The organism is Candidatus Agathobaculum pullicola, assembly GCF_052117205.1.
Classification (GTDB): Bacteria; Bacillota; Clostridia; order Oscillospirales; family Butyricicoccaceae; genus Agathobaculum; species Agathobaculum pullicola.
The window spans coordinates 1-16,845 of record NZ_JBQKJP010000054.1 but is presented as its reverse complement, the minus strand read 5'-3'; the positions used below and the strand labels follow the sequence as shown (position 1 = coordinate 16,845).

22 protein-coding genes and 1 pseudogene are annotated in these 16,845 nt (G+C 48.9%); 8 read left to right on the top strand and 15 right to left on the bottom strand.

What is annotated here, in order from left to right; genetic code table 11:
• Positions 1–106: 106 nt before the first annotated feature.
• The 5 genes and pseudogenes from ACTQ3V_RS13875 to ACTQ3V_RS13855 all read right to left on the bottom strand — a co-directional run.
• A pseudogene (locus ACTQ3V_RS13875) lies at positions 107–322 on the bottom strand (rRNA adenine N-6-methyltransferase family protein); the annotation flags it as partial.
• Positions 323–368: 46 nt separating this feature from the next.
• A complete protein-coding gene (locus ACTQ3V_RS13870) occupies positions 369–602 on the bottom strand; it encodes a peptide-binding protein (protein ID WP_000527320.1) in 234 nt (77 codons plus the stop codon).
• Between the two features lie 125 nt (positions 603–727).
• On the bottom strand, positions 728–1,255 hold the full coding sequence (locus tag ACTQ3V_RS13865) for a topoisomerase C-terminal repeat-containing protein (RefSeq protein WP_441468047.1): 528 nt from the start codon (positions 1,253–1,255) through the stop codon (positions 728–730).
• Positions 1,252–1,761 (bottom strand): ParA family protein, encoded by a 510-nt coding sequence (locus ACTQ3V_RS13860; RefSeq protein WP_441468046.1) that lies wholly within the window; start codon positions 1,759–1,761, stop codon positions 1,252–1,254. Before ACTQ3V_RS13860 ends, ACTQ3V_RS13865 begins: the two co-directional genes overlap by 4 nt.
• Positions 1,762–1,905: 144 nt before the next feature.
• Positions 1,906–2,190 (bottom strand): topoisomerase C-terminal repeat-containing protein, encoded by a 285-nt coding sequence (locus ACTQ3V_RS13855; RefSeq protein ID WP_073459356.1) that lies wholly within the window; start codon positions 2,188–2,190, stop codon positions 1,906–1,908.
• 95 nt (positions 2,191–2,285) lie between these two features.
• Between ACTQ3V_RS13855 and ACTQ3V_RS13850 the strand changes: the two genes are divergently transcribed.
• The 5 genes from ACTQ3V_RS13850 to ACTQ3V_RS13830 are packed head-to-tail and all read left to right on the top strand — an operon-like array spanning position 2,286 to position 4,396.
• Entirely contained in the window at positions 2,286–2,510 is a 225-nt protein-coding gene (locus ACTQ3V_RS13850) for a hypothetical protein (protein ID WP_441468045.1), read from the top strand.
• A 4-nt stretch (positions 2,511–2,514) separates the two neighbouring features.
• Complete coding sequence (locus ACTQ3V_RS13845) at positions 2,515–2,811, top strand: hypothetical protein (protein WP_303927254.1); 297 nt, start codon at positions 2,515–2,517, stop codon at positions 2,809–2,811.
• A gap of 10 nt (positions 2,812–2,821) precedes the next feature.
• Positions 2,822–3,064 carry a hypothetical protein gene (locus ACTQ3V_RS13840; protein ID WP_441468044.1) on the top strand — a complete coding sequence of 81 codons (243 nt, stop codon included), beginning with the start codon at positions 2,822–2,824 and terminating at the stop codon, positions 3,062–3,064.
• Positions 3,064–3,306: a recombinase family protein gene (locus ACTQ3V_RS13835; RefSeq protein WP_441468043.1), complete on the top strand. Its 243-nt coding sequence runs from the start codon at positions 3,064–3,066 to the stop codon at positions 3,304–3,306. The genes ACTQ3V_RS13840 and ACTQ3V_RS13835 overlap by 1 nt, the downstream gene beginning before the upstream one ends.
• Positions 3,307–3,319: 13 nt before the next feature.
• Positions 3,320–4,396: a recombinase family protein gene (locus tag ACTQ3V_RS13830; protein WP_441468042.1), complete on the top strand. Its 1,077-nt coding sequence runs from the start codon at positions 3,320–3,322 to the stop codon at positions 4,394–4,396.
• Here the strand turns inward: ACTQ3V_RS13830 and ACTQ3V_RS13825 are convergent.
• Both ACTQ3V_RS13825 and ACTQ3V_RS13820 read right to left on the bottom strand, forming a co-directional pair.
• Positions 4,305–5,153, bottom strand: a complete 849-nt coding sequence (locus ACTQ3V_RS13825; RefSeq protein WP_441468041.1) for a GLUG motif-containing protein — start codon at positions 5,151–5,153, stop codon at positions 4,305–4,307. The two genes, ACTQ3V_RS13830 and ACTQ3V_RS13825, sit on opposite strands and share 92 nt — an antisense overlap.
• Positions 5,134–7,635, bottom strand: coding sequence for an efflux RND transporter permease subunit (locus ACTQ3V_RS13820; RefSeq protein ID WP_441468040.1), 2,502 nt, complete (start codon positions 7,633–7,635; stop codon positions 5,134–5,136). The genes ACTQ3V_RS13825 and ACTQ3V_RS13820 overlap by 20 nt, the downstream gene beginning before the upstream one ends.
• 185 nt (positions 7,636–7,820) lie before the next feature.
• On the opposite strand from ACTQ3V_RS13820, the gene ACTQ3V_RS13815 reads away from it, so the two are divergent.
• Positions 7,821–8,441, top strand: coding sequence for a TetR-like C-terminal domain-containing protein (locus ACTQ3V_RS13815; RefSeq protein ID WP_441468039.1), 621 nt, complete (start codon positions 7,821–7,823; stop codon positions 8,439–8,441).
• A gap of 1 nt (position 8,442) precedes the next feature.
• Positions 8,443–8,886, top strand: coding sequence for a cytidylate kinase-like family protein (locus ACTQ3V_RS13810; protein ID WP_441468038.1), 444 nt, complete (start codon positions 8,443–8,445; stop codon positions 8,884–8,886).
• Positions 8,887–9,150: 264 nt separating this feature from the next.
• Here ACTQ3V_RS13810 and sdaAA read toward each other — a convergent pair whose 3' ends face one another.
• From sdaAA to ACTQ3V_RS13795, 3 genes are read right to left on the bottom strand one after another with little or no spacing between them, the layout of a single operon-like run.
• On the bottom strand, positions 9,151–10,020 hold the full coding sequence (gene sdaAA / locus ACTQ3V_RS13805; protein WP_441468037.1) for an L-serine ammonia-lyase, iron-sulfur-dependent, subunit alpha: 870 nt from the start codon (positions 10,018–10,020) through the stop codon (positions 9,151–9,153).
• Between the two features lie 13 nt (positions 10,021–10,033).
• Positions 10,034–10,702, bottom strand: coding sequence for an L-serine ammonia-lyase, iron-sulfur-dependent subunit beta (sdaAB, locus tag ACTQ3V_RS13800; protein WP_441468036.1), 669 nt, complete (start codon positions 10,700–10,702; stop codon positions 10,034–10,036).
• A gap of 30 nt (positions 10,703–10,732) precedes the next feature.
• Positions 10,733–11,953: a dicarboxylate/amino acid:cation symporter gene (locus tag ACTQ3V_RS13795; protein WP_441468035.1), complete on the bottom strand. Its 1,221-nt coding sequence runs from the start codon at positions 11,951–11,953 to the stop codon at positions 10,733–10,735.
• A gap of 159 nt (positions 11,954–12,112) precedes the next feature.
• Between ACTQ3V_RS13795 and ACTQ3V_RS13790 the strand changes: the two genes are divergently transcribed.
• Positions 12,113–13,003, top strand: coding sequence for a LysR family transcriptional regulator (locus ACTQ3V_RS13790; protein WP_441468034.1), 891 nt, complete (start codon positions 12,113–12,115; stop codon positions 13,001–13,003).
• 56 nt (positions 13,004–13,059) lie between these two features.
• On the opposite strand, the gene ACTQ3V_RS13785 is transcribed toward ACTQ3V_RS13790, so the two are convergent.
• The 5 genes from ACTQ3V_RS13785 to ACTQ3V_RS13765 all read right to left on the bottom strand — a co-directional run bounded on the left by ACTQ3V_RS13785 (position 13,060) and on the right by ACTQ3V_RS13765 (position 16,601).
• Positions 13,060–13,593 carry a hypothetical protein gene (locus ACTQ3V_RS13785; RefSeq protein WP_441468033.1) on the bottom strand — a complete coding sequence of 178 codons (534 nt, stop codon included), beginning with the start codon at positions 13,591–13,593 and terminating at the stop codon, positions 13,060–13,062.
• Positions 13,594–13,597: 4 nt separating this feature from the next.
• Positions 13,598–14,440: a metal ABC transporter permease gene (locus tag ACTQ3V_RS13780; RefSeq protein ID WP_441468032.1), complete on the bottom strand. Its 843-nt coding sequence runs from the start codon at positions 14,438–14,440 to the stop codon at positions 13,598–13,600.
• A complete protein-coding gene (locus ACTQ3V_RS13775; RefSeq protein WP_441468031.1) occupies positions 14,427–15,146 on the bottom strand; it encodes a metal ABC transporter ATP-binding protein in 720 nt (239 codons plus the stop codon). The genes ACTQ3V_RS13780 and ACTQ3V_RS13775 overlap by 14 nt, the downstream gene beginning before the upstream one ends.
• Before the next feature lie 12 nt (positions 15,147–15,158).
• Positions 15,159–16,178: a metal ABC transporter substrate-binding protein gene (locus ACTQ3V_RS13770; RefSeq protein WP_441468030.1), complete on the bottom strand. Its 1,020-nt coding sequence runs from the start codon at positions 16,176–16,178 to the stop codon at positions 15,159–15,161.
• 126 nt (positions 16,179–16,304) lie between these two features.
• Positions 16,305–16,601 carry a hypothetical protein gene (locus ACTQ3V_RS13765; protein WP_441468029.1) on the bottom strand — a complete coding sequence of 99 codons (297 nt, stop codon included), beginning with the start codon at positions 16,599–16,601 and terminating at the stop codon, positions 16,305–16,307.
• Between the last annotated feature and the right edge of the window lie 244 nt (positions 16,602–16,845).

Sequence of the window (16,845 nt, the reverse complement as noted above, 5' to 3'; positions counted from 1 at the left end):
GTACCTGCGCCAGTTCATCACTAAGCGCAGACATTGTCATCTGTTTATCCATGTTTTTATTATATCATGTCGGGCTGTATCACGCTTACTTTTTTGTGCGGTGTTGCCTTAATTTTTCTGACGATAAGTTGAATAGATGACTGTCTAATTCAATAGACGTTACCTGTTTACTTATTTTAGCCAGTTTCGTCGTTAAATGCCCTTTACCTGTTCCAATTTCGTAAACGGTATCGGTTTCTTTTAAATTCAATTGTTTTATTATTTGGTTGAGTACTTTTTCACTCGTTAAAAAGTTTTGAGAATATTTTATATTTTTGTTCATGTAATCACTCCTTCTTAATTACAAATTTTTAGCATCTAATTTAACTTCAATTCCTATTATACAAAATTTTAAGATACTGCACTATCAACACACTCTTAAGTTTGCTTCTAAGTCTTATTTCCATAACTTCTTTTACGTTTCCGCCATTCTTTGCTGTTTCGATTTTTATGATATGGTGCAAGTCAGCACGAACACGAACCGTCTTATCTCCCATTATATCTTTTTTTGCACTGATTGGTGTATCATTTCGTTTTTCTTTTTGTGCGCCTAAATTTCCCACAATCACTCACTTCTTTCTATTTCTTCTTATTCTTATTTTATCATCAACAATCACAAATCACTTGTGATTTGTGATAAGTGATTTGTGATTAATATATAAAAGCCCTCTTTAAAGGGCTTTTATGTTTATTTTGAGAAAGATATAAAATCAATATATCCCTTTTCTCCGATTTTTACAACGGCATTGTAGGACTTTCTATCTTTCGTTTTGATTCCTTTTACCAGGGTTTCTTTTCCCTCTAGTAATTCTTTTACATTTGTTTTGGTGAGTTTTTTCTTTCTAAAATGTTCAGCTAAAGTAAACTTACATTCAGGATAATTTGAACAACCATAAAACGATTTTTTTAATACAATATTGTTGCCACACTTAGGACATTTTCCTACAATACTTTTTTCTGCTTCTTTTTCTTTCTGTTCCTGGTAATCAGAAAAATTTAGTTTTTCTATATCGTTAGGTACAGCTTCCAGTAAATGAACAATGAATTTTTTGATATTCGTAATAAAGTTCTCTTGATTGCCTTCTCTTTTACCGATTTTTTTTAAATACGTTTCCCATTTAGCCGTCATTTCAGCACTCGTTAAAAGGTGCTGACTTTCAACTGCCTGGCACAATAATTTTCCTTTTTCAGTTACAACAAGCTTATTCTTAATCACTTGGATATGACGTAATCACTTGCCACGATTGCATTATTTGTATAAACGCTTGGCGTTGGTACAGTATCAATAATAATGAGATCATAGTCACTTTTTAAAGGTGCTAAAAGAGTAGCAAGCAATCTACTTTCATTTTCAAAAGTCCATGAGCGAGTTAATTTTGGCAGTAACATCAAATCAAACGTGCCAGGGATCAAGTCTAAATTATCAGTCAAATGAACAATAGAAGAAGCCAAGTTTCCATTTTTCAGTCCTTCATAAAAATTAACACGTGGCAATTCTACCTTAAATGTTTTTGCTAAGTCTTTTGTCAATGTTGCTTGTAAGTCCTTATCGATCATTAAAACTTTTAAATTAAATTTGTCTGTCAAGTAAGCAAACATAGTCGATAATTTTGACTTTCCAACACCACCTTTAAAATAATTGTTTAAGATAACAATCGCTTCATTTTTACTGTTTAAAATACGTCTTAATTCTTCAAGTATTTTGAGTTCTTCCTTCTCCATAACTACGCCCCATTCTTTTTTTGTATAGTAATATTGTATCATTAGGAATCACAAATCACAAGTGATTTGTGATTAATCACTTGTGATTTGTGATAAGTGATTTGTGATTAATATATAAAAGCCCTCTTTAAAGGGCTTTTATGCTTATTTTGAAAAAGAGATAAAATCAATATATCCCTTTTCTCCGATTTTTACAACGGCATTGTAGGACTTTCTATCTTTCGTTTTGATTCCTTTTACCAGGGTTTCTTTTCCCTCTAGTAATTCTTTTACATTTGTTTTGGTGAGTTTTTTCTTTCTAAAATGTTCAGCTAAAGTGAAGGTACATTCAGGATAATTTGAACAACCATAAAACGATTTTTTTAATACAATATTGTTGCCACACTTAGGACATTTTCCTACAAGGGGTCCCGAGCGCTTAGTGGGAATTTGTACCCCTTATCGATACAAATTCCCCGTGCATTGCGGCTATGTGGGCCATCACCGTACTGTTTGAAAAGCCGCTTCTTTCTGTGGGATTGAATTTGCTGCTTGTGATTCCCGGTGTATTGGTTGCGAATACGCCGCTGTGGATCGCCTACCCGTACTGTTACAGCGGTTATCTCGTTTCCTGCTCTCTCCATGACTTTACAGCAGAAACTTCCGACGCCGCTTTTTCGATGTTTCCGTTCCTGCCGTGCGCGATTGTAGTGTTTGGCCTGTTTTTCGCGCTGGCTGTCACCCAATTTGGGAAAAAAGAAATGAGGTAAAACTATGGAAAAGAAAAAACTTCAATCAGTTAGTATCGCTGCGCTCATTGTGAGCATCCTACCGCTGGCGGCTCTTGCCCCATCGCTTCTGCACCTTTCGCTGTCGGACGGAGTCCGAACCGCTTGGGCCGGAGCCAATATCGTTTTTGTCCTGCTGGGCCTGATTCTTTCGGTAGTATGTGTGCGGAGCAAGGAAAGCCGCAGCGTTATCAATATCGTATCTATGGCAATCAGCGCGTTTTGGGCGCTGCTGATGGTGGGAATTGTTGCGCTTGCCATGTTCCTTACTTTCGTTCAGTGAGGAAACGGTTATGTGCAAAATTGGAAAATTTATCGGGTGCTGTCTGATTGCGGCTTCTTTGCTTGCCTGTACTGCCTGTTCCGGCCTCGATAAGTTAAGTGAAAATCTCAAGGATGGGGCAGAGCAATTAAGCGACGATGTGGTGATCGGGAAAAGCAACGCTCTCATAACCCCTTATCAGTCTTTTGAGGGCAGCCGGACTGCGGACAACGAGGCTTTTCTGGCCACCTATGACGCTTCCGTAAGGAAATGATGCAGGACATCACCGATGGCAAGATCAACTGCGTCATTGTAAAGGACCTCTCCCGCCTGGGACGAGAGTACATCGAAACCGGACGCTATCTGCGCCGGGTATTCCCAACTTATGGGGTCCGCTTTATTGCCATCACGGATAACATCGACACCGCCCATGAAGGCAGCGGTGACGATCTGACCGTATCCGTCAAAAACATTATGAACGAAGCCTATCATCATTCCGCTGCGGAACATGATTAACGAAGCCTATGCGATGGATATTGCCAGAAAAATCAAAGCCCAGCAGCGGCAGGCCATGAAAGACGGCAAGTATGTTGGTGCGCGTACACCCTATGGATATTTGAAAGCTCCTGATGACTGCCACCAGCTGATCGTTGACCCGGTAGCTGCCGAGGTAGTCAAGACCATGTTTCAATGGGCCGCCGAGGGCGCAGGATTAAATACTATCGCGGTACGCTTGAACGAGGCCGGGTATCTCTCTCCCAGCCACTACAAGAGAACCTTAGGAGAGATCACCCATGAGAATCTGGTGGGAAACGGGCATTGGCAAACCCGCACCGTTTCCAAGATTCTCCGCGCAGAGGTTTATACCGGCGATTTGGTGCAAGGGGTTTCCAAAATCATTGACCATAAGCAGGTCAGAGCCAGCGCAGATGAATGGACAACAGTGCGCGGCACCCATGAAGCCATCATCAGCCGGGAGCTGTTTGCCGCTGTTCAGAAAGCATTGGACCAGGCCGCACAGCAGGCCAAAGACAGGGAGATACATTCTTGGTCTCCCAATCTTTTGAGAGGCAAAATCTTCTGCGCCCACTGTGGTCATAGCCTTCATCGGCAAAAATGCGTCCGCAGAAAATCACAGGAGGTATATGTCTATCACTGTATCAGCAATAACCGTATCAAAAAGGGTGTTTGTCCTGGTGCGTTTATCTTTGAAAAAGAGCTGCTGGACGCCCTGGCCGATATGATACAGGAACAGCTTGATGCCACGCTGGGGCAATACTCTCTTGGTCTGGAAAACCTCACCAAAGAAGCTGAGGAACAGAAAAACATACAGGCTAAAATCGCCAGCCGAAAGCAGGAAATCCAGCAGCTGCGAACCTATCAGCGCGGATTGTATGAGGGCCTGATCCAGAACCATCTGTCAAAAGACGAGTATTTTACCTTCAAAGAAAAATACGAAGCCAAAATCGAGGCCATCAGCAAAGAAATCGAGCAGCTGAAAGCAGGGCTTGCAATCATCGCCAAGCAGCTGGAACAGTACAAAATGCTGTCCCAGGATGCACAGTATTATAGCCCATGTGCGCATATCCCACTGCGCCGTCATTAGTGCAGCTTTGCAGGATGCCCGAGGAAAAACCCGCGATGCCGCCGATATCGGTGCAAACAGGAACGTTTTCAGTTGCATTTGGCGGCGTGCGGCTCAAATCGTCCAGCCGCACCTCCGCATTCACCTCCGTGGTGTTGATGCTGCCTTGGTTCTCACACCGGATTACTGTGCCGTGGTTCTGTCCCACAATACCGCCAACATAGTGTTCGCCGGTCACGGTGCCTGAAAAAGAGCAGTTGATGATTTGTCCTTCTGCTTCGTTCACGCCCGCTATGCCGCCAATGTAATTGGTGCCGCTCACGCTGCCGACAAAGCTAACGTTTGTGACCACGCCGCGGTTGTTCCCGACAAGGCCGCCCAGCGCGTCCTTTTGGCCTGAAGGGTTAATGCAGCCCTCAATCGTCAGGTTGCGCACAACGCCAGTGGATTGTATGTAGCGGAACAGGCCGCGGACATTGCCGCTTTCCGTCAGAGCCAGTCCGGATATTGTGTGTCCGCCGCCTTCGAAGGTGCCGCCAAAGGTCGGAATCGGTGTAAAATCTATATTAGACAGGTCGATATCCGCTTCCAAGCGTACGGTTTTTCCATGCGACCAGCTGTCCAGTGCGCAGCTTTGGGAGAGGGAGAGCAGATCCTCCACCGTGCTCACAGAAACGGCAATGCCTTCGCCTGCTGCTTCTGCGATGGGTGCGAGAATGGATAAAAGCATGATCCCTGCCAGCAGCAGGCACAGAAACTTACTTGGGATTTTCTTCATTGATTTGCAGTACCTCCTCGGTTTGATAGGCGCCGGTTTCCACTACGCCGGAAACATCCCCATGAATCACGCCGTGTATTGAAGCGTCTACCACGCCGGAAATACGACCGCGGACACGACCGTTGACATAAACTGTTCCGCTGACGCTGCGGTTGACCTCGGGTATCTTGATATTGAACCGTGTGCGTTCTACAATCTGATCGCCAAGATACAGGATCTGCGGCAAGATGAACATGACAAGGAACATCGAGATCAATGTGCCGCGGCATAGGCAGGCGCCGATGCCGACGATGGACGGCTCGGTCGTTATCTGAGCGATCAGAAACCCGGCTGCGGATAGGATGCTGCCCGAGGTCAGCACCGTCGGGAACGCGAGATTAAGCGCTTGAACGATGGCTTCCTGTTTGGGCATCGTGTCCTTCAGCTCATTGTACCAGGTGGAAATAACGATAGCATAGTCAATATTCGCGCCCATCTGGATCGCTGTGACGATGAGATAACTCATAAAGAAGATCGGCTCCTGCGTCACACCAGGGAAAGCAAAGTTAATCCAGATACTGCCCTGAATGACCAGTAACAATAGGACAGGCAGACCGACCGACTGGAACGTGCCCAGCAGCACGAGAATAACAAACACCACTGACAGTACGCTGATGAGGATATTATCGCGGGAAAACGAGACGGAAAGGTCGTAGTCGCTGGTGGAGTTACCGACCAGATAGACCTGCTCCGGATCATAGAACCGTTCTGCTTCTTGGTGGATGGTCTGCAGGAATGAAAAGGTTTCCTCGCCCTCCTCCGGCAGTGTCAGGCTGATCAGTAGGCGCGTGTAATGCTCGCCCAGCAGCTGCTCCCGTGCGTCGGAAAGCTGTTTGTAGAGGTTGTCCAGATCCGCCTGCTTATCCTCGTCCAGATCAACATATCCTTCCTCTACCTTATCATAGGCAAAAAAGAACATATCCATTAGCGGGACGGCGTAATCATCGAGACCGCCGACAATCTGTCCGTATTCTTCCTTCTCTGCGGCATATGCGCCGTAGACCAGACAAACCAGATCGTAATCCAGATCGGTCATTTCTGCGAACTGGCGCGGCTTGAGCGCGTCCGTCAACGTGTATCCGTCCATGATTTCCACATTGGACAGGCCCATGGCGTAGTCCACCTCGTCGTAGGCTTCCAATCGTTGCAGTAATGCTTTTTCGCTGTCGTAATCGCCCTTTGGAACAAGCAGTGCCATCATGTTCTGAGCGCCGAACATATCGTTGATCTTTTGTTGTGCGATCTGAGAGTCGTTATGCCGCGCGGTTTCCAACTTTGTATAGCTATACACATAGGGGCACTGATTGGAAAGCAGAAATGCAGCGACCAGAACCACCGCAAATAGCAGCACGCCGATATGACGCAACCGGAGCGTCAGCCTACCCCAACGGTCGATCTTGGGGATAAAGCTACGGTGTTGCGTTTTCGCCATCGCTTTTGAGAAAAGCATCAGTAGTCCGGGCATCAGGGTGAAAACCGAAAGCATGCTGAACAGGATCGCCTTAATCAGGATGCTGCCCATATCAAAGCCGATGCGGAACTGCATGAACATCATAGCCGCAAGGCCGGAAATGGTCGTCAGGCTGCTCGCGCAGATGGATGGGATGGCTGCGCTGACCGCCGCGATACAGGCCTCCCGGTCGGGCTTGTCTGTCCGTTCCTCGAGGAAGCGGTGCAGCATAATGATTGCATAGTCGATTGCGAGCGCGAGCTGCAGCACCACGGTAACCGAGTTGGAAACGAAGGAGATCTCGCCGAAAACAAAGTTCGTGCCCATGTTGAGTATAGCAGCTGCAATAAAAGTGCATAGCAGCACGGGGATCTCTGCATAAGAGCGAGAGGTGAGCAGCAGTACAAAAATAACAATCGCGGCTGCGACCAAGAGAATGATGTTCATTTCGTCGGCCAGCGAATCCGCCTGCGAGTTGCCCACCGTGCTGTCAATGTAATAATCGTACGGCGCAAGCAACGCTTTGATCTGCTCCATGGCAGCAAGCGATACCTCGTCGTTTTCCTCGCCCTCGAACGTCACGGAAATCAAGGCGTTTGCGCCTTTGAAATATTTCTCGATCTCCTCTGGCGTTTCCGGCTCGTCCTCTGTGTTTGCACCGGCGGTGCTCTCGCCCAGAGACGCAGCGGACACCCCCTCGATTTGCTCGATCTGCTCCGATAGATCGGAGGCGATGTCTGCTGTGACATGGGCCACCATCACCCGCGCCGTACCAAAGGTGGTAAATTCCTCGTCCATCAACGTCAGGCCCTGCCGGGTCTCGGTAGTATCCGGCAGATATTCGGTAATATCGTTGCAGACGTTAACCCAATTGCGGGAAAATAGGCAGAAAATCAGCGCACAGGCATACAGAAAAAAGATGAGGTTTCGTTTGTCTACAATAAAAGTAGCCAGCTTTTCCAAAACGGGCGGTTGTCCGACTTCTTTGTTCATGGTAGTGACTCCTCTGGAATCGTGATTTTTATCTAACATTAGCATACCTGTTTAATCTCGTCCGCTCAATATGCACAATACTATATAATGTCAGAAATCTGACACATGAATAGAATCTGTACCTATGTTTTCGATTTGCCCCATGATATACTAAAAAAAATAATTATTATCTTCGGAGGTTGCCAATGAAGGAACGGACGTATGAGGCCAGCCTTGAAACGAAAATGCAGATCTGCGTCTCGCTGAAAAAATTGATGGCGCATAAGCCTTTGAATAAGATCACGGTGTCCGAACTCATGGAGCCATGCGGTATGGCACGGCAGCATTTCTACTATCATTTTGAGGATATCAATGATGCGGTGCGCTGGATGCTGGAAAACGAAGCAATCGCGTTTCTGCACCGATACGAAGGAAGCGTTTATTGGCAGGATGGACTGCTCCAGCTTTTCCAGTATATACAGGACAATCGGGCGGTGTGCCTGTGTGCGCTCCATTCCTTGGGGCGCAATCATCTCAAACGTTTTTTTCAAACCGATCTTCATGCCATCACACGGAACAATATTCAGGCGGTTTGCGCACAGTGCTATTACACACCGAGCGAAGTGGAGCAGGAAATGATTTGTCGGTTTTATGTCGGTGCGCTGGTAAACACGATGGAGGAATTCTTGCTGGGGGAGATTCCTCTGTCTCCGCAGGAGATTATAGGTTTTGTAGATCGCGTCTTACAGGCGCATATCCGCGGCGCACGGGCTTTTTTGGACGAACATGACATGGATACGGAAGGATGCAGCAAGGAGGAAGAATGATATGAGCATGCCAATCATCACGCTCGGCCGTCAGTTCGGCAGTGGCGGCAGGGTCATTGGACATCAATTGGCTGAAAAGTGGAACATTCCCTGCTATGACCGTGAATTGATCACACTGGCAGCGAAAAAAGCTGAGGTGCACGAGGAGCTTTTTACAGGAAAGGATGAAAAGGCTGCAAATTCATGGCTGTACACCGGTGTCTATGAGGGCGGAAGTAAAGTACAACGAGGGCAGTCGGCAGAGGATATCCTGTTTGATATGCAGAGTCAGGTTATTTTGGATCTGGCACAAAAAGGTCCGTGCATCATCATTGATGGATGTGCCGACGTTGTACTGCGTTCGGCTGGATTTCAAATTGTCAGCCTGTTTGTATGCGTGCCGTTTCCCGATCGCGTTAAACGCAGGATCGAGATAGAAGGGGTTGCGCAGAAAAAATATAGGTGACGGAAAGCCCTGCTTTTATCAAAGAGATGATGTGGCACAAACGAGAATAATGGTTTGGTGGGTTGAAAAACTAAAGAAAATCTCTCTTGCGCTGCTGCTATCAAAATAAAGCCTGACGCTTTTATCGTCAGGCTTGGTAAAGTTTTAAATTTTTATTCTGCTCAGCTATTCAATGTTTATTGCACTGAATAGCTGAGCACAGAAAGAGGGGGGGAAGTTCTATAAATATTTTGTCAGAGGGGATATAACTGCAAAGCATTTTCATCAGCTGCAGTGACCGCATACTTCACAGGCAGAGGGGGTGACGGCGCAGCCGCCCAGCGCGGTTTCCCGCAACTCAATGGGAATACGCCGTCCGACAGTGTACATGGTTGCCAGCATTTCATCAAACGGAATCAGCTGATGGACTCCGCTGAGTGAAAGCTCAGCAGCGATTAGCGCGTTGGCAACACCAGCGGCGTTTCTATTCTGGCAAGGATACTCCACCAGACCGCCGACTGGATCACACACCAGTCCCAGCATATTCATTAAAACTGTGGAGGCTGCGTCTAAACTTTGCTCAGGTGTGCCGCCCATCAACTCTACAGTTGCAGAGGCTACCATTGCAGCGGCAACGCCAATCTCTGCTTGACAGCCGCCCACTGCACCGGCGACGGTAGCATTGCGCATCGCCAAATAGCCGATGGCACCAGCATTAAAGAGCGCGTCAATAAGGCGGGCATCAGAGATTTTATAGCAGTCCTGTAGCGCCAGTAATAATCCGGGTACCACACCGGAGGAACCGGCAGTGGGAGCGGCTACGATAAGGCCCATGGAAGCGTTGACCTCCAGTACCGCTACCGCGTACGTCATAGCTTTTACCAGAACATTGCCGCAGATTGCTTTACCCTTGGCTGCATGAGTGGATAGCTTTTTGGCCTCTCCGCCAATCAGACCGCCCATGGACTTGATCGGATTTTTCAGCGGCTGCGTTGCGGAGTTGCGCATAATCTCCAACACGCGCGCCATCCGGTGATCCACCATATCACGGGTTGTTTCACCCAAAACGCATTCCCGGCGACGCATGACCTCAGAGATCAGGCATTGTTCCTGCTGGCACAATGCCAGCAGCTCTTTGGCAGATTTGAAATCCATATTTTCTCGCTCCCTACGGTTCTACAATCATTACGTCGTGCACATTGGGGTTATTGCGCAGCGGTTCGGCAATCCCTTCCGGAAAACGGCCGTCGGATTCGACGATGGTGTAAGCAGTGTTTCCCTTGGATTCTCGGAACAGGCGCATAAAAGCAATATTGACATTGCTGTCGCTGAGAACCTTGGTGATATGTGCTACGACACCGGGCTTGTCCTGCTGGATGACAATAACCGTGCTGTAATCGCCGGTAAAATCCACCGAGACTCCATTGATGCGGGAGATGCGTACCTTGCCCCCGCCTAATGATTCCCCTCGCACAGTCATCACTTGCCCGCGCGTGTTCTCCATGCGGATATCCACTGTGTTCGGGTGTATATCCGTCTCGGATTCACATGGAATGAAGCTGTAGGCGAGTCCGCGTTCTGCGGCAATCTGAAAAGAATTGCGGATGCGGATATCATCTGTGTTGAAACCCATCATACCGCCCAGCAGTGCACGGTCGGTGCCATGGCCGTGATAGGTTTTAGCAAAAGAACCATAAAGGGTAAAATCAACTTTTTTCAGCGGGGGAGCGATCATTTTATGCGCCAGAAAGGCGATGACGGCGGCTCCTGCTGTATGGGAGCTGGAGGGGCCGATCATGTTCGGCCCCAAAACATCGAAAACACTGACAAAGGACATGAATGTTCTCCTTATCTGATTGCGGAATAATCAGGATTTTGCAGGATTTTTGTTGATGAATTTCTGATAAATGGTATCAACGATGACGCCGATAGCATTATCGCCGGATACGTTGCAGGCTGTGCCGAAGGAGTCTTGCGTGATATACAGTGCAACCATGATTGCGCAGATCGGACCGCTGGGATCGCCTGCTTCCGCACCGAAAATCATGTACAGGAAGGGAAGTGCGGTCATGATGGAGCCGCCGGGAGCGCCGGGGGAAGCGATCATGGCAATGCCGAGCGTCATGACAAAGGGAACGACGGTCGCAATGCTGATCGGAAGCTGATTCATCAGGCAAACGGCGGTGGCGCAGGCAGTGATGGTAATCATCGAGCCGGCCATATGGATGTTGGCACACAGCGGAACAACAAAGTTACGGATTTCCTCGGAAACACCGTCCGCCTCCGCGCACTGCAGGTTAACCGGGATGGTTGCGGCAGAGGACTGCGTGCCAAGGGCTGTAGCATAACCGGGGATTTGGTTCTTGATAAGGGTGAAGGGGTTTTTCTTGCTGACAGCACCTGCGATGATAAATTGTATGACGATGCAGATAAGGTGCATGATGATAACGACAAGGAATACCTTCCATAGGATGCCCAGAATAGCGAAAGTTTTACCGGATTTGGTCATATCGGTGAAAGTACCGCAGATGTAAAGCGGCAGCAAGGGGATGATGACCGAATGGAGCACCTTGTCGATGATGCCGGAGAAGTCGCTGATGCCGTTATACAGCGTGTCACCGATGGTTTTACCGCGCAGCGTGGACAGGCATAGGCCGAGCACAAAGGCCAATACAACAGCAGAGAGCGTGTCCAGCAGGGGAGGGATGCTCAGACTGAAATAGGTTTCCAGAGAATTTTCGGCTGTCGCAGCGATTTGCTCCAGTGCGTCCGGGCTCATAAAGCTGGGGAACAGATTATGCGCCACAAAATAGGAGGCCGAGCCTGCGAGCAGTGTGGAACCATAGGCGATGATAACGGTGATGAGCAACAGCTTTCCCGCGCCGTTTTTCAGGTTGGCAATACCCATGGTGACGTAGGCGAGGATCATCAGCGGTATGACAAACGATAAGAATGTACTGAAGATTTTGGATGCGGTTACCACAATACGACAGAACCATTCCGGCAGGAACTGGCCGAACAGGATGCCGATGATGATGGCGATGATAAGCTTGGGAAGCAGGCCGAGTTTGAATTTTTTCTTGTCCATGAGCGAAACAACCTCCTAATAATTTTGCTTAAATTTCCCTTGACCCTTTGCTGATTTTAGTATATTCTGTTTATAAAAATAAGTCAAATTCATAAATTTAATCTTATCATTTAAAAAAATTAATAATAAAATATTGCATAAAAAAAGAGGTGCATATTTATGGAGTTACGCCAACTGAGCACGTTTATTCGGGTTGCACAATTCAAAAGTTTTTCCAAGGCGGCGGAAAGTTTGGGATATTCGCAGTCCGCCGTGACCGTACAGATTCAACAGCTGGAGGAGGAACTGCACACCCGCTTGTTCGATCGAATGGGAAAGCGCATTGCACTGACCGATCCGGGCTCGCAGTTTCTGGAGCGAGCGTATGAGGTGCTCAATGAGGTCAACAAAGCAAGGCTTTCTGTTTCAGATGGAGGAGAACTGCGCGGACGACTGCATATCGGCACCATTGAATCCCTGTGTTTTTTTAAGCTGCCTGCTGTTCTCAGACTGTATTGGGAAAAGCATCCGCAGGTTGTCATCTGTGTTACTACGGGAGAGCCGGAGAATTTGATAGCGCAAATGGAACGCGGTGAATTGGATATGATTTATATTTTGGATGAGCCGCAATATAATAATGATTGGCGAAAGCTGATGGAACAGCGTGAAAAAGTGGTATTTGTGGCGTCTGCGTCTCTCGGAGAGGAGCTGCGTGAGATTCCTGATTTGAAGGTGGAGCAGCTGCTGGATAAACCGTTTTATCTGACGGAGCGTGACGCGAACTATCGACGGGTGCTGGATCGGTTTCTGGCCTCACGAGAGACTATACTTACGCCGTTTCTGGAATGCAGCGATACCTCTTTTATCATTAAAATGTTGGAAATCAATCGGGGTATTTCTTTTTTGCCATGGTATGCAGTGGAGCAGAGCGTGCGTCAAGGCAAGTTGTCATTGCTGAACGTCACAAATTTTCATGTTTCATTGTACCGTCAGATATTTTGCCACAAAGAAAAATGGCACACCCGTGAGATGAATGAATTCGTTCGCTTGGTGGAGGAAATCAACCGCTGATATCGGTTTTACATATGTAAGAGATGGACGAAGAAAAGCCTGCGCTGCATAGAACTTTATTCAAATGTGACATCTTCCAGTCTCAGCAGTATAATACCGCTGTTTTTCAGCTCTTCATTTGCCAGCAGCGTGCCGCAGACAGTAACTTCAGAGGCATCCGCCGGATAATCATTTGGATAGCGTGCGGTTTGCGGCATAACAATGTCAAATCCCTGTGCGCAGCAAGCAGTGGCATCTTGCACGGTCACACCGCAGTATACCTGCTCGGTTTGGGGATCTTGATATGTGGTAAAAATGCCGCGGATGCGCACGGTTTTTCCCAAATAATCATCCGGCTGCATCATCATATTGGCAACTTCGGCAAAAACCATGGTGCTGCTCAACTCGGTCAAATCTACATCAACAGATGCCGCTTGGGATGAGGGAGCTGTATTTTCATTCGTCTGCGCTGATTCGATCGGGGAGGGCTGCGATGCGGCTGATACATCGGATGAAGGTGAGTTGGCAGCGGAAGTTGCAGATTGCTGTCCGCAAGCTGTGCATAACAGCAGAATGACGATAAGCGCCAATGCGGAGCGGATGGATTTCATAGTATTACCCCTTTCTAACAAGGCCAAAGGCTGAACATGCGCAGAATGCGATGATCTCGGCCAATACAATGGTGGAGCCGACCGGTGTGCCGGCCAGAATGGAGACAACAATACCCGCAGCGGCGCAGCACACCGACAGAATCGCTGCGCAGACCGTGACCGCGCGGAAGCTGTGAAAGATCCGCATAGCAGACATGCAGGGGAAGATTACAAGCGCGGAGATCAATAGCGAGCCGACCAGCTGCATGGACATGACAATCACCACAGCGGTGACCACTGCTAACAGCAAATTGTACATTCTGGTTTGGATGCCTGTGGCGGCGGCAAAGTTTTCATCAAAGGTGACGGCAAAGATTTTGTGATAGAAAAACACATAGAGAAGCACGACTGCCACAGACAATATGGCGCACATGACGACATCTTCTGGCGTGAGCGTCAAAATAGAGGTCGAGCCGAACAGTGTGGTGCATACGTCGCCAGCCAGATTGGAAGATACGGAAAAAATGTTGACCACCAGATAACCGACCGCCATCGCGCCGACCGAAAGCATCGCCATGGCGGCGTCGCCCTTGATGCGAACATTCCGTCCGGCACATAGCAGCAAAATCGCGCAGACAATGGTGATGCCCATGACCAGCGGCATATCGTTGGTTAGATTGAAGACAGTGGCAATAGACATGGCGCCAAAAGCGACGTGGGACAGCCCGTCGCCGATGAAGGAAAAGCGGCGAAGGACAAGCGTTACGCCCAGAAGAGAGGCGCACAGTGCCACCAGTACGCCAACAATCAGGGCATAGCGAACAAAGGGATAGGTCCAATAGAGTGCCAGTTTATCAAACAGTTCCATGCGGCGCACCTCCTTCCTGAGCGGCATGCGCAGCACCGGCTCCACTCTCTAGAAAAGCCTGTCGTGTCCCGAAAAACACCTGTTCTCCCAGATATAGAATGTGGCTGGCATAGGTCAGAGCCGCCTGTGTATCATGGGAGATCATCAGAATGGTCATGCCGTAGTCGCGGTTGAGCGCCAAGATTGTTTGATACAGTTCTTGGCTTGCTGCAGGGTCAAGACCGGTGACAGGCTCGTCCAGAAGGAGCATTTTTTGCGCTGCGCATAGCGCGCGGGCCAGCAGTACGCGCTGCTGCTGACCGCCGGATAGCGTCCGGTAGCTGCGTTTTTGCAAATGCACAATCCCCATGCGTGCCATCGACTGCTCGGCCAGCGCTTTTTCATCGGCAGAATAGAACGGGCGAAGTCCACAGCGACTTTGGCATCCGGAACGGACAATTTCACGGACGGTAGCGGGGAAGTCGCGCTGCGCTTGTGTCTGCTGAGGGAGATAGCCAATCTCACCCCGATGAACGCCCTCTCCGAGCGTAACCGCACCACCCAAAGGAGGCTGCAATCCCAAAAGGGTTTTCATCAGAGTGCTCTTGCCGGAGCCGTTTGCTCCCAGCACACAGAGATAATCGCCTGCGTCAACGGTGAAGCTGAGGTCGGTCACAAGCGGGTGATCATAGCCCAGTGTCAGTCCTTGACATTGCATTTGTGACATGGATTTACCTCCTTAGGATAATGCTTGCTTGAGCGTTTCCAGATTTCCCTCCATGATAGAGAGATAGGTTGCACCCGCCGCGATATCCGCGGATGTGACCGACTGCATGGAGTCCATGGTCAGGATGGTCTGGCTCTGGGTGCTGGTGCTGCGCACCACGGTATCAGCGATATCGTGGGTTGCGCCTTCTATCGTCAGTACAGACGGCAGGTTCAGCTGATTGACCTGATCCGCCAGAAAGGCGATTGTTTCAAAGCTGGCTTCGGTCTCGGCGGAGCAACCGGAAAAGGCCGCATAATAGGTCAGACCGTAGTCGTCAACCAGATAGCGGAACGGAAATCGGTCGCAGAACAGCAGGGTATTCCGCGCACTGGCTTCCACCGCGGCCTGATAGGCAGTATCGAGATGCTGTAGCTTTTGCAGATAGGATTCGCTGTTTTTTTGGTATTCCGCCGCATGGCTGGGATCGATTTCGGACAGGCTGCCGGTGATTCCGGCACAAAGCGTCTGAGCGTTCTTGAGCGAAAGCCATACATGCTCGTCCGGCTCACCTTCGTGTTCGTGTGTTGCTGCCGATGCGTGGTCATGCGTATCCTCGTGGTCATGGTCGTGGTCGGCTTCCTGCATGCCCTCCACCATTTCCTCCTCTTTTACACCGTCGCCCATCAGCTCCAGCAGGCTGATCGCGTGTTGCTCTGGATTGTCGCTATCGTGCAGGGCATCTGTAACCCATGTGTCCGACGGGCCGCCTACATAAATAAACAAGTCGCATGTGCGGATACGCAGCATATCTTCTGCGCTTGGCTGGTAGCTGTGCAGATCGATGCCGTCCGCGTTGAGCAGTGTCAGCTCCACATCCTCCGCGTGCTCACCGAGAATCTCGCGCGTCCAGTCGTACGCAGGAAAAGACGTGGAAACAATTTGCAGTTTGCCGCTGCTATCCGCGGCCTGCGGTGCTTCGGTTTTGGAACAACCGGTCACAATGGCGGCTACGGACAATACGGCGGCCAGAACAATCTTACGTTTTTTCATAATGTAACCCTCCAATGGATGTTTAAAAGTAAAAACGGACGCAAAAAGGCAAGGGTCTGCCGCTGCAAAAAGCATAGCGACAAAGGCCTGCGGATACGCAGACCAACCCTTGCCTGATTTGGTTATTTAATTGGAGAGCTTTACCTTGAAGTCGACCGGAGAACGGGCACAAAGTACCCAACCGGGGCGTACTATCACAAAAGAACATACCCATGCCGTTGCAATGCTCAGGGCAGCGGATAGGGAAGCGCCTGCCAGCTGGTCGAGCAGCTTTTGGCAGACGGAGATCTGGTGGCAGACTGTGCAGCTGTCTCCGCTGCAATGGTGATTCGACTCGACCGCGACAAAAGCAATAGAGCAAAGCATGCACAGAAGAAGCAGCACTGCGACACAGGCTGCGCGAAAACGACGGGTTCTGTTCATGACATTTGCTCCTTTCGATAACGAATCACTTGCAAAATAGAGTACCAGATGCAGCTGTTTGTGTCAAGCGGTCATACTCAGGCAGTATGTGGCATATTGCATCCCTACAAAACCGTTTGCCGTTATTCTGATAAATGTAGGTTTGTCAAACATATTGGACAGAGAACTCTAAGGGAGAAAACCAACCTAGAGGCCTCATGGGAAAGTTGTTGGAGTGGCGATTATGGATAGCGAGCTGCTTGGC

Coding starts and splice junctions, on each gene's coding strand:
- ACTQ3V_RS13860 (WP_441468046.1), bottom strand. CDS start 1,761: ATGGAGAAGGAAGAACTCAAAATACTTGAAGAATTAAGACGTATTTTA.
- ACTQ3V_RS13845 (WP_303927254.1), top strand. CDS start 2,515: ATGGAAAAGAAAAAACTTCAATCAGTTAGTATCGCTGCGCTCATTGTG.
- ACTQ3V_RS13840 (WP_441468044.1), top strand. CDS start 2,822: ATGTGCAAAATTGGAAAATTTATCGGGTGCTGTCTGATTGCGGCTTCT.
- ACTQ3V_RS13835 (WP_441468043.1), top strand. CDS start 3,064: ATGCAGGACATCACCGATGGCAAGATCAACTGCGTCATTGTAAAGGAC.
- ACTQ3V_RS13830 (WP_441468042.1), top strand. CDS start 3,320: ATGGATATTGCCAGAAAAATCAAAGCCCAGCAGCGGCAGGCCATGAAA.
- ACTQ3V_RS13825 (WP_441468041.1), bottom strand. CDS start 5,153: ATGAAGAAAATCCCAAGTAAGTTTCTGTGCCTGCTGCTGGCAGGGATC.
- ACTQ3V_RS13820 (WP_441468040.1), bottom strand. CDS start 7,635: ATGAACAAAGAAGTCGGACAACCGCCCGTTTTGGAAAAGCTGGCTACT.
- ACTQ3V_RS13815 (WP_441468039.1), top strand. CDS start 7,821: ATGAAGGAACGGACGTATGAGGCCAGCCTTGAAACGAAAATGCAGATC.
- ACTQ3V_RS13810 (WP_441468038.1), top strand. CDS start 8,443: ATGAGCATGCCAATCATCACGCTCGGCCGTCAGTTCGGCAGTGGCGGC.
- sdaAA (WP_441468037.1), bottom strand. CDS start 10,020: ATGGATTTCAAATCTGCCAAAGAGCTGCTGGCATTGTGCCAGCAGGAA.
- sdaAB (WP_441468036.1), bottom strand. CDS start 10,702: ATGTCCTTTGTCAGTGTTTTCGATGTTTTGGGGCCGAACATGATCGGC.
- ACTQ3V_RS13795 (WP_441468035.1), bottom strand. CDS start 11,953: ATGGACAAGAAAAAATTCAAACTCGGCCTGCTTCCCAAGCTTATCATC.
- ACTQ3V_RS13790 (WP_441468034.1), top strand. CDS start 12,113: ATGGAGTTACGCCAACTGAGCACGTTTATTCGGGTTGCACAATTCAAA.
- ACTQ3V_RS13785 (WP_441468033.1), bottom strand. CDS start 13,593: ATGAAATCCATCCGCTCCGCATTGGCGCTTATCGTCATTCTGCTGTTA.
- ACTQ3V_RS13780 (WP_441468032.1), bottom strand. CDS start 14,440: ATGGAACTGTTTGATAAACTGGCACTCTATTGGACCTATCCCTTTGTT.
- ACTQ3V_RS13775 (WP_441468031.1), bottom strand. CDS start 15,146: ATGTCACAAATGCAATGTCAAGGACTGACACTGGGCTATGATCACCCG.
- ACTQ3V_RS13770 (WP_441468030.1), bottom strand. CDS start 16,178: ATGAAAAAACGTAAGATTGTTCTGGCCGCCGTATTGTCCGTAGCCGCC.
- ACTQ3V_RS13765 (WP_441468029.1), bottom strand. CDS start 16,601: ATGAACAGAACCCGTCGTTTTCGCGCAGCCTGTGTCGCAGTGCTGCTT.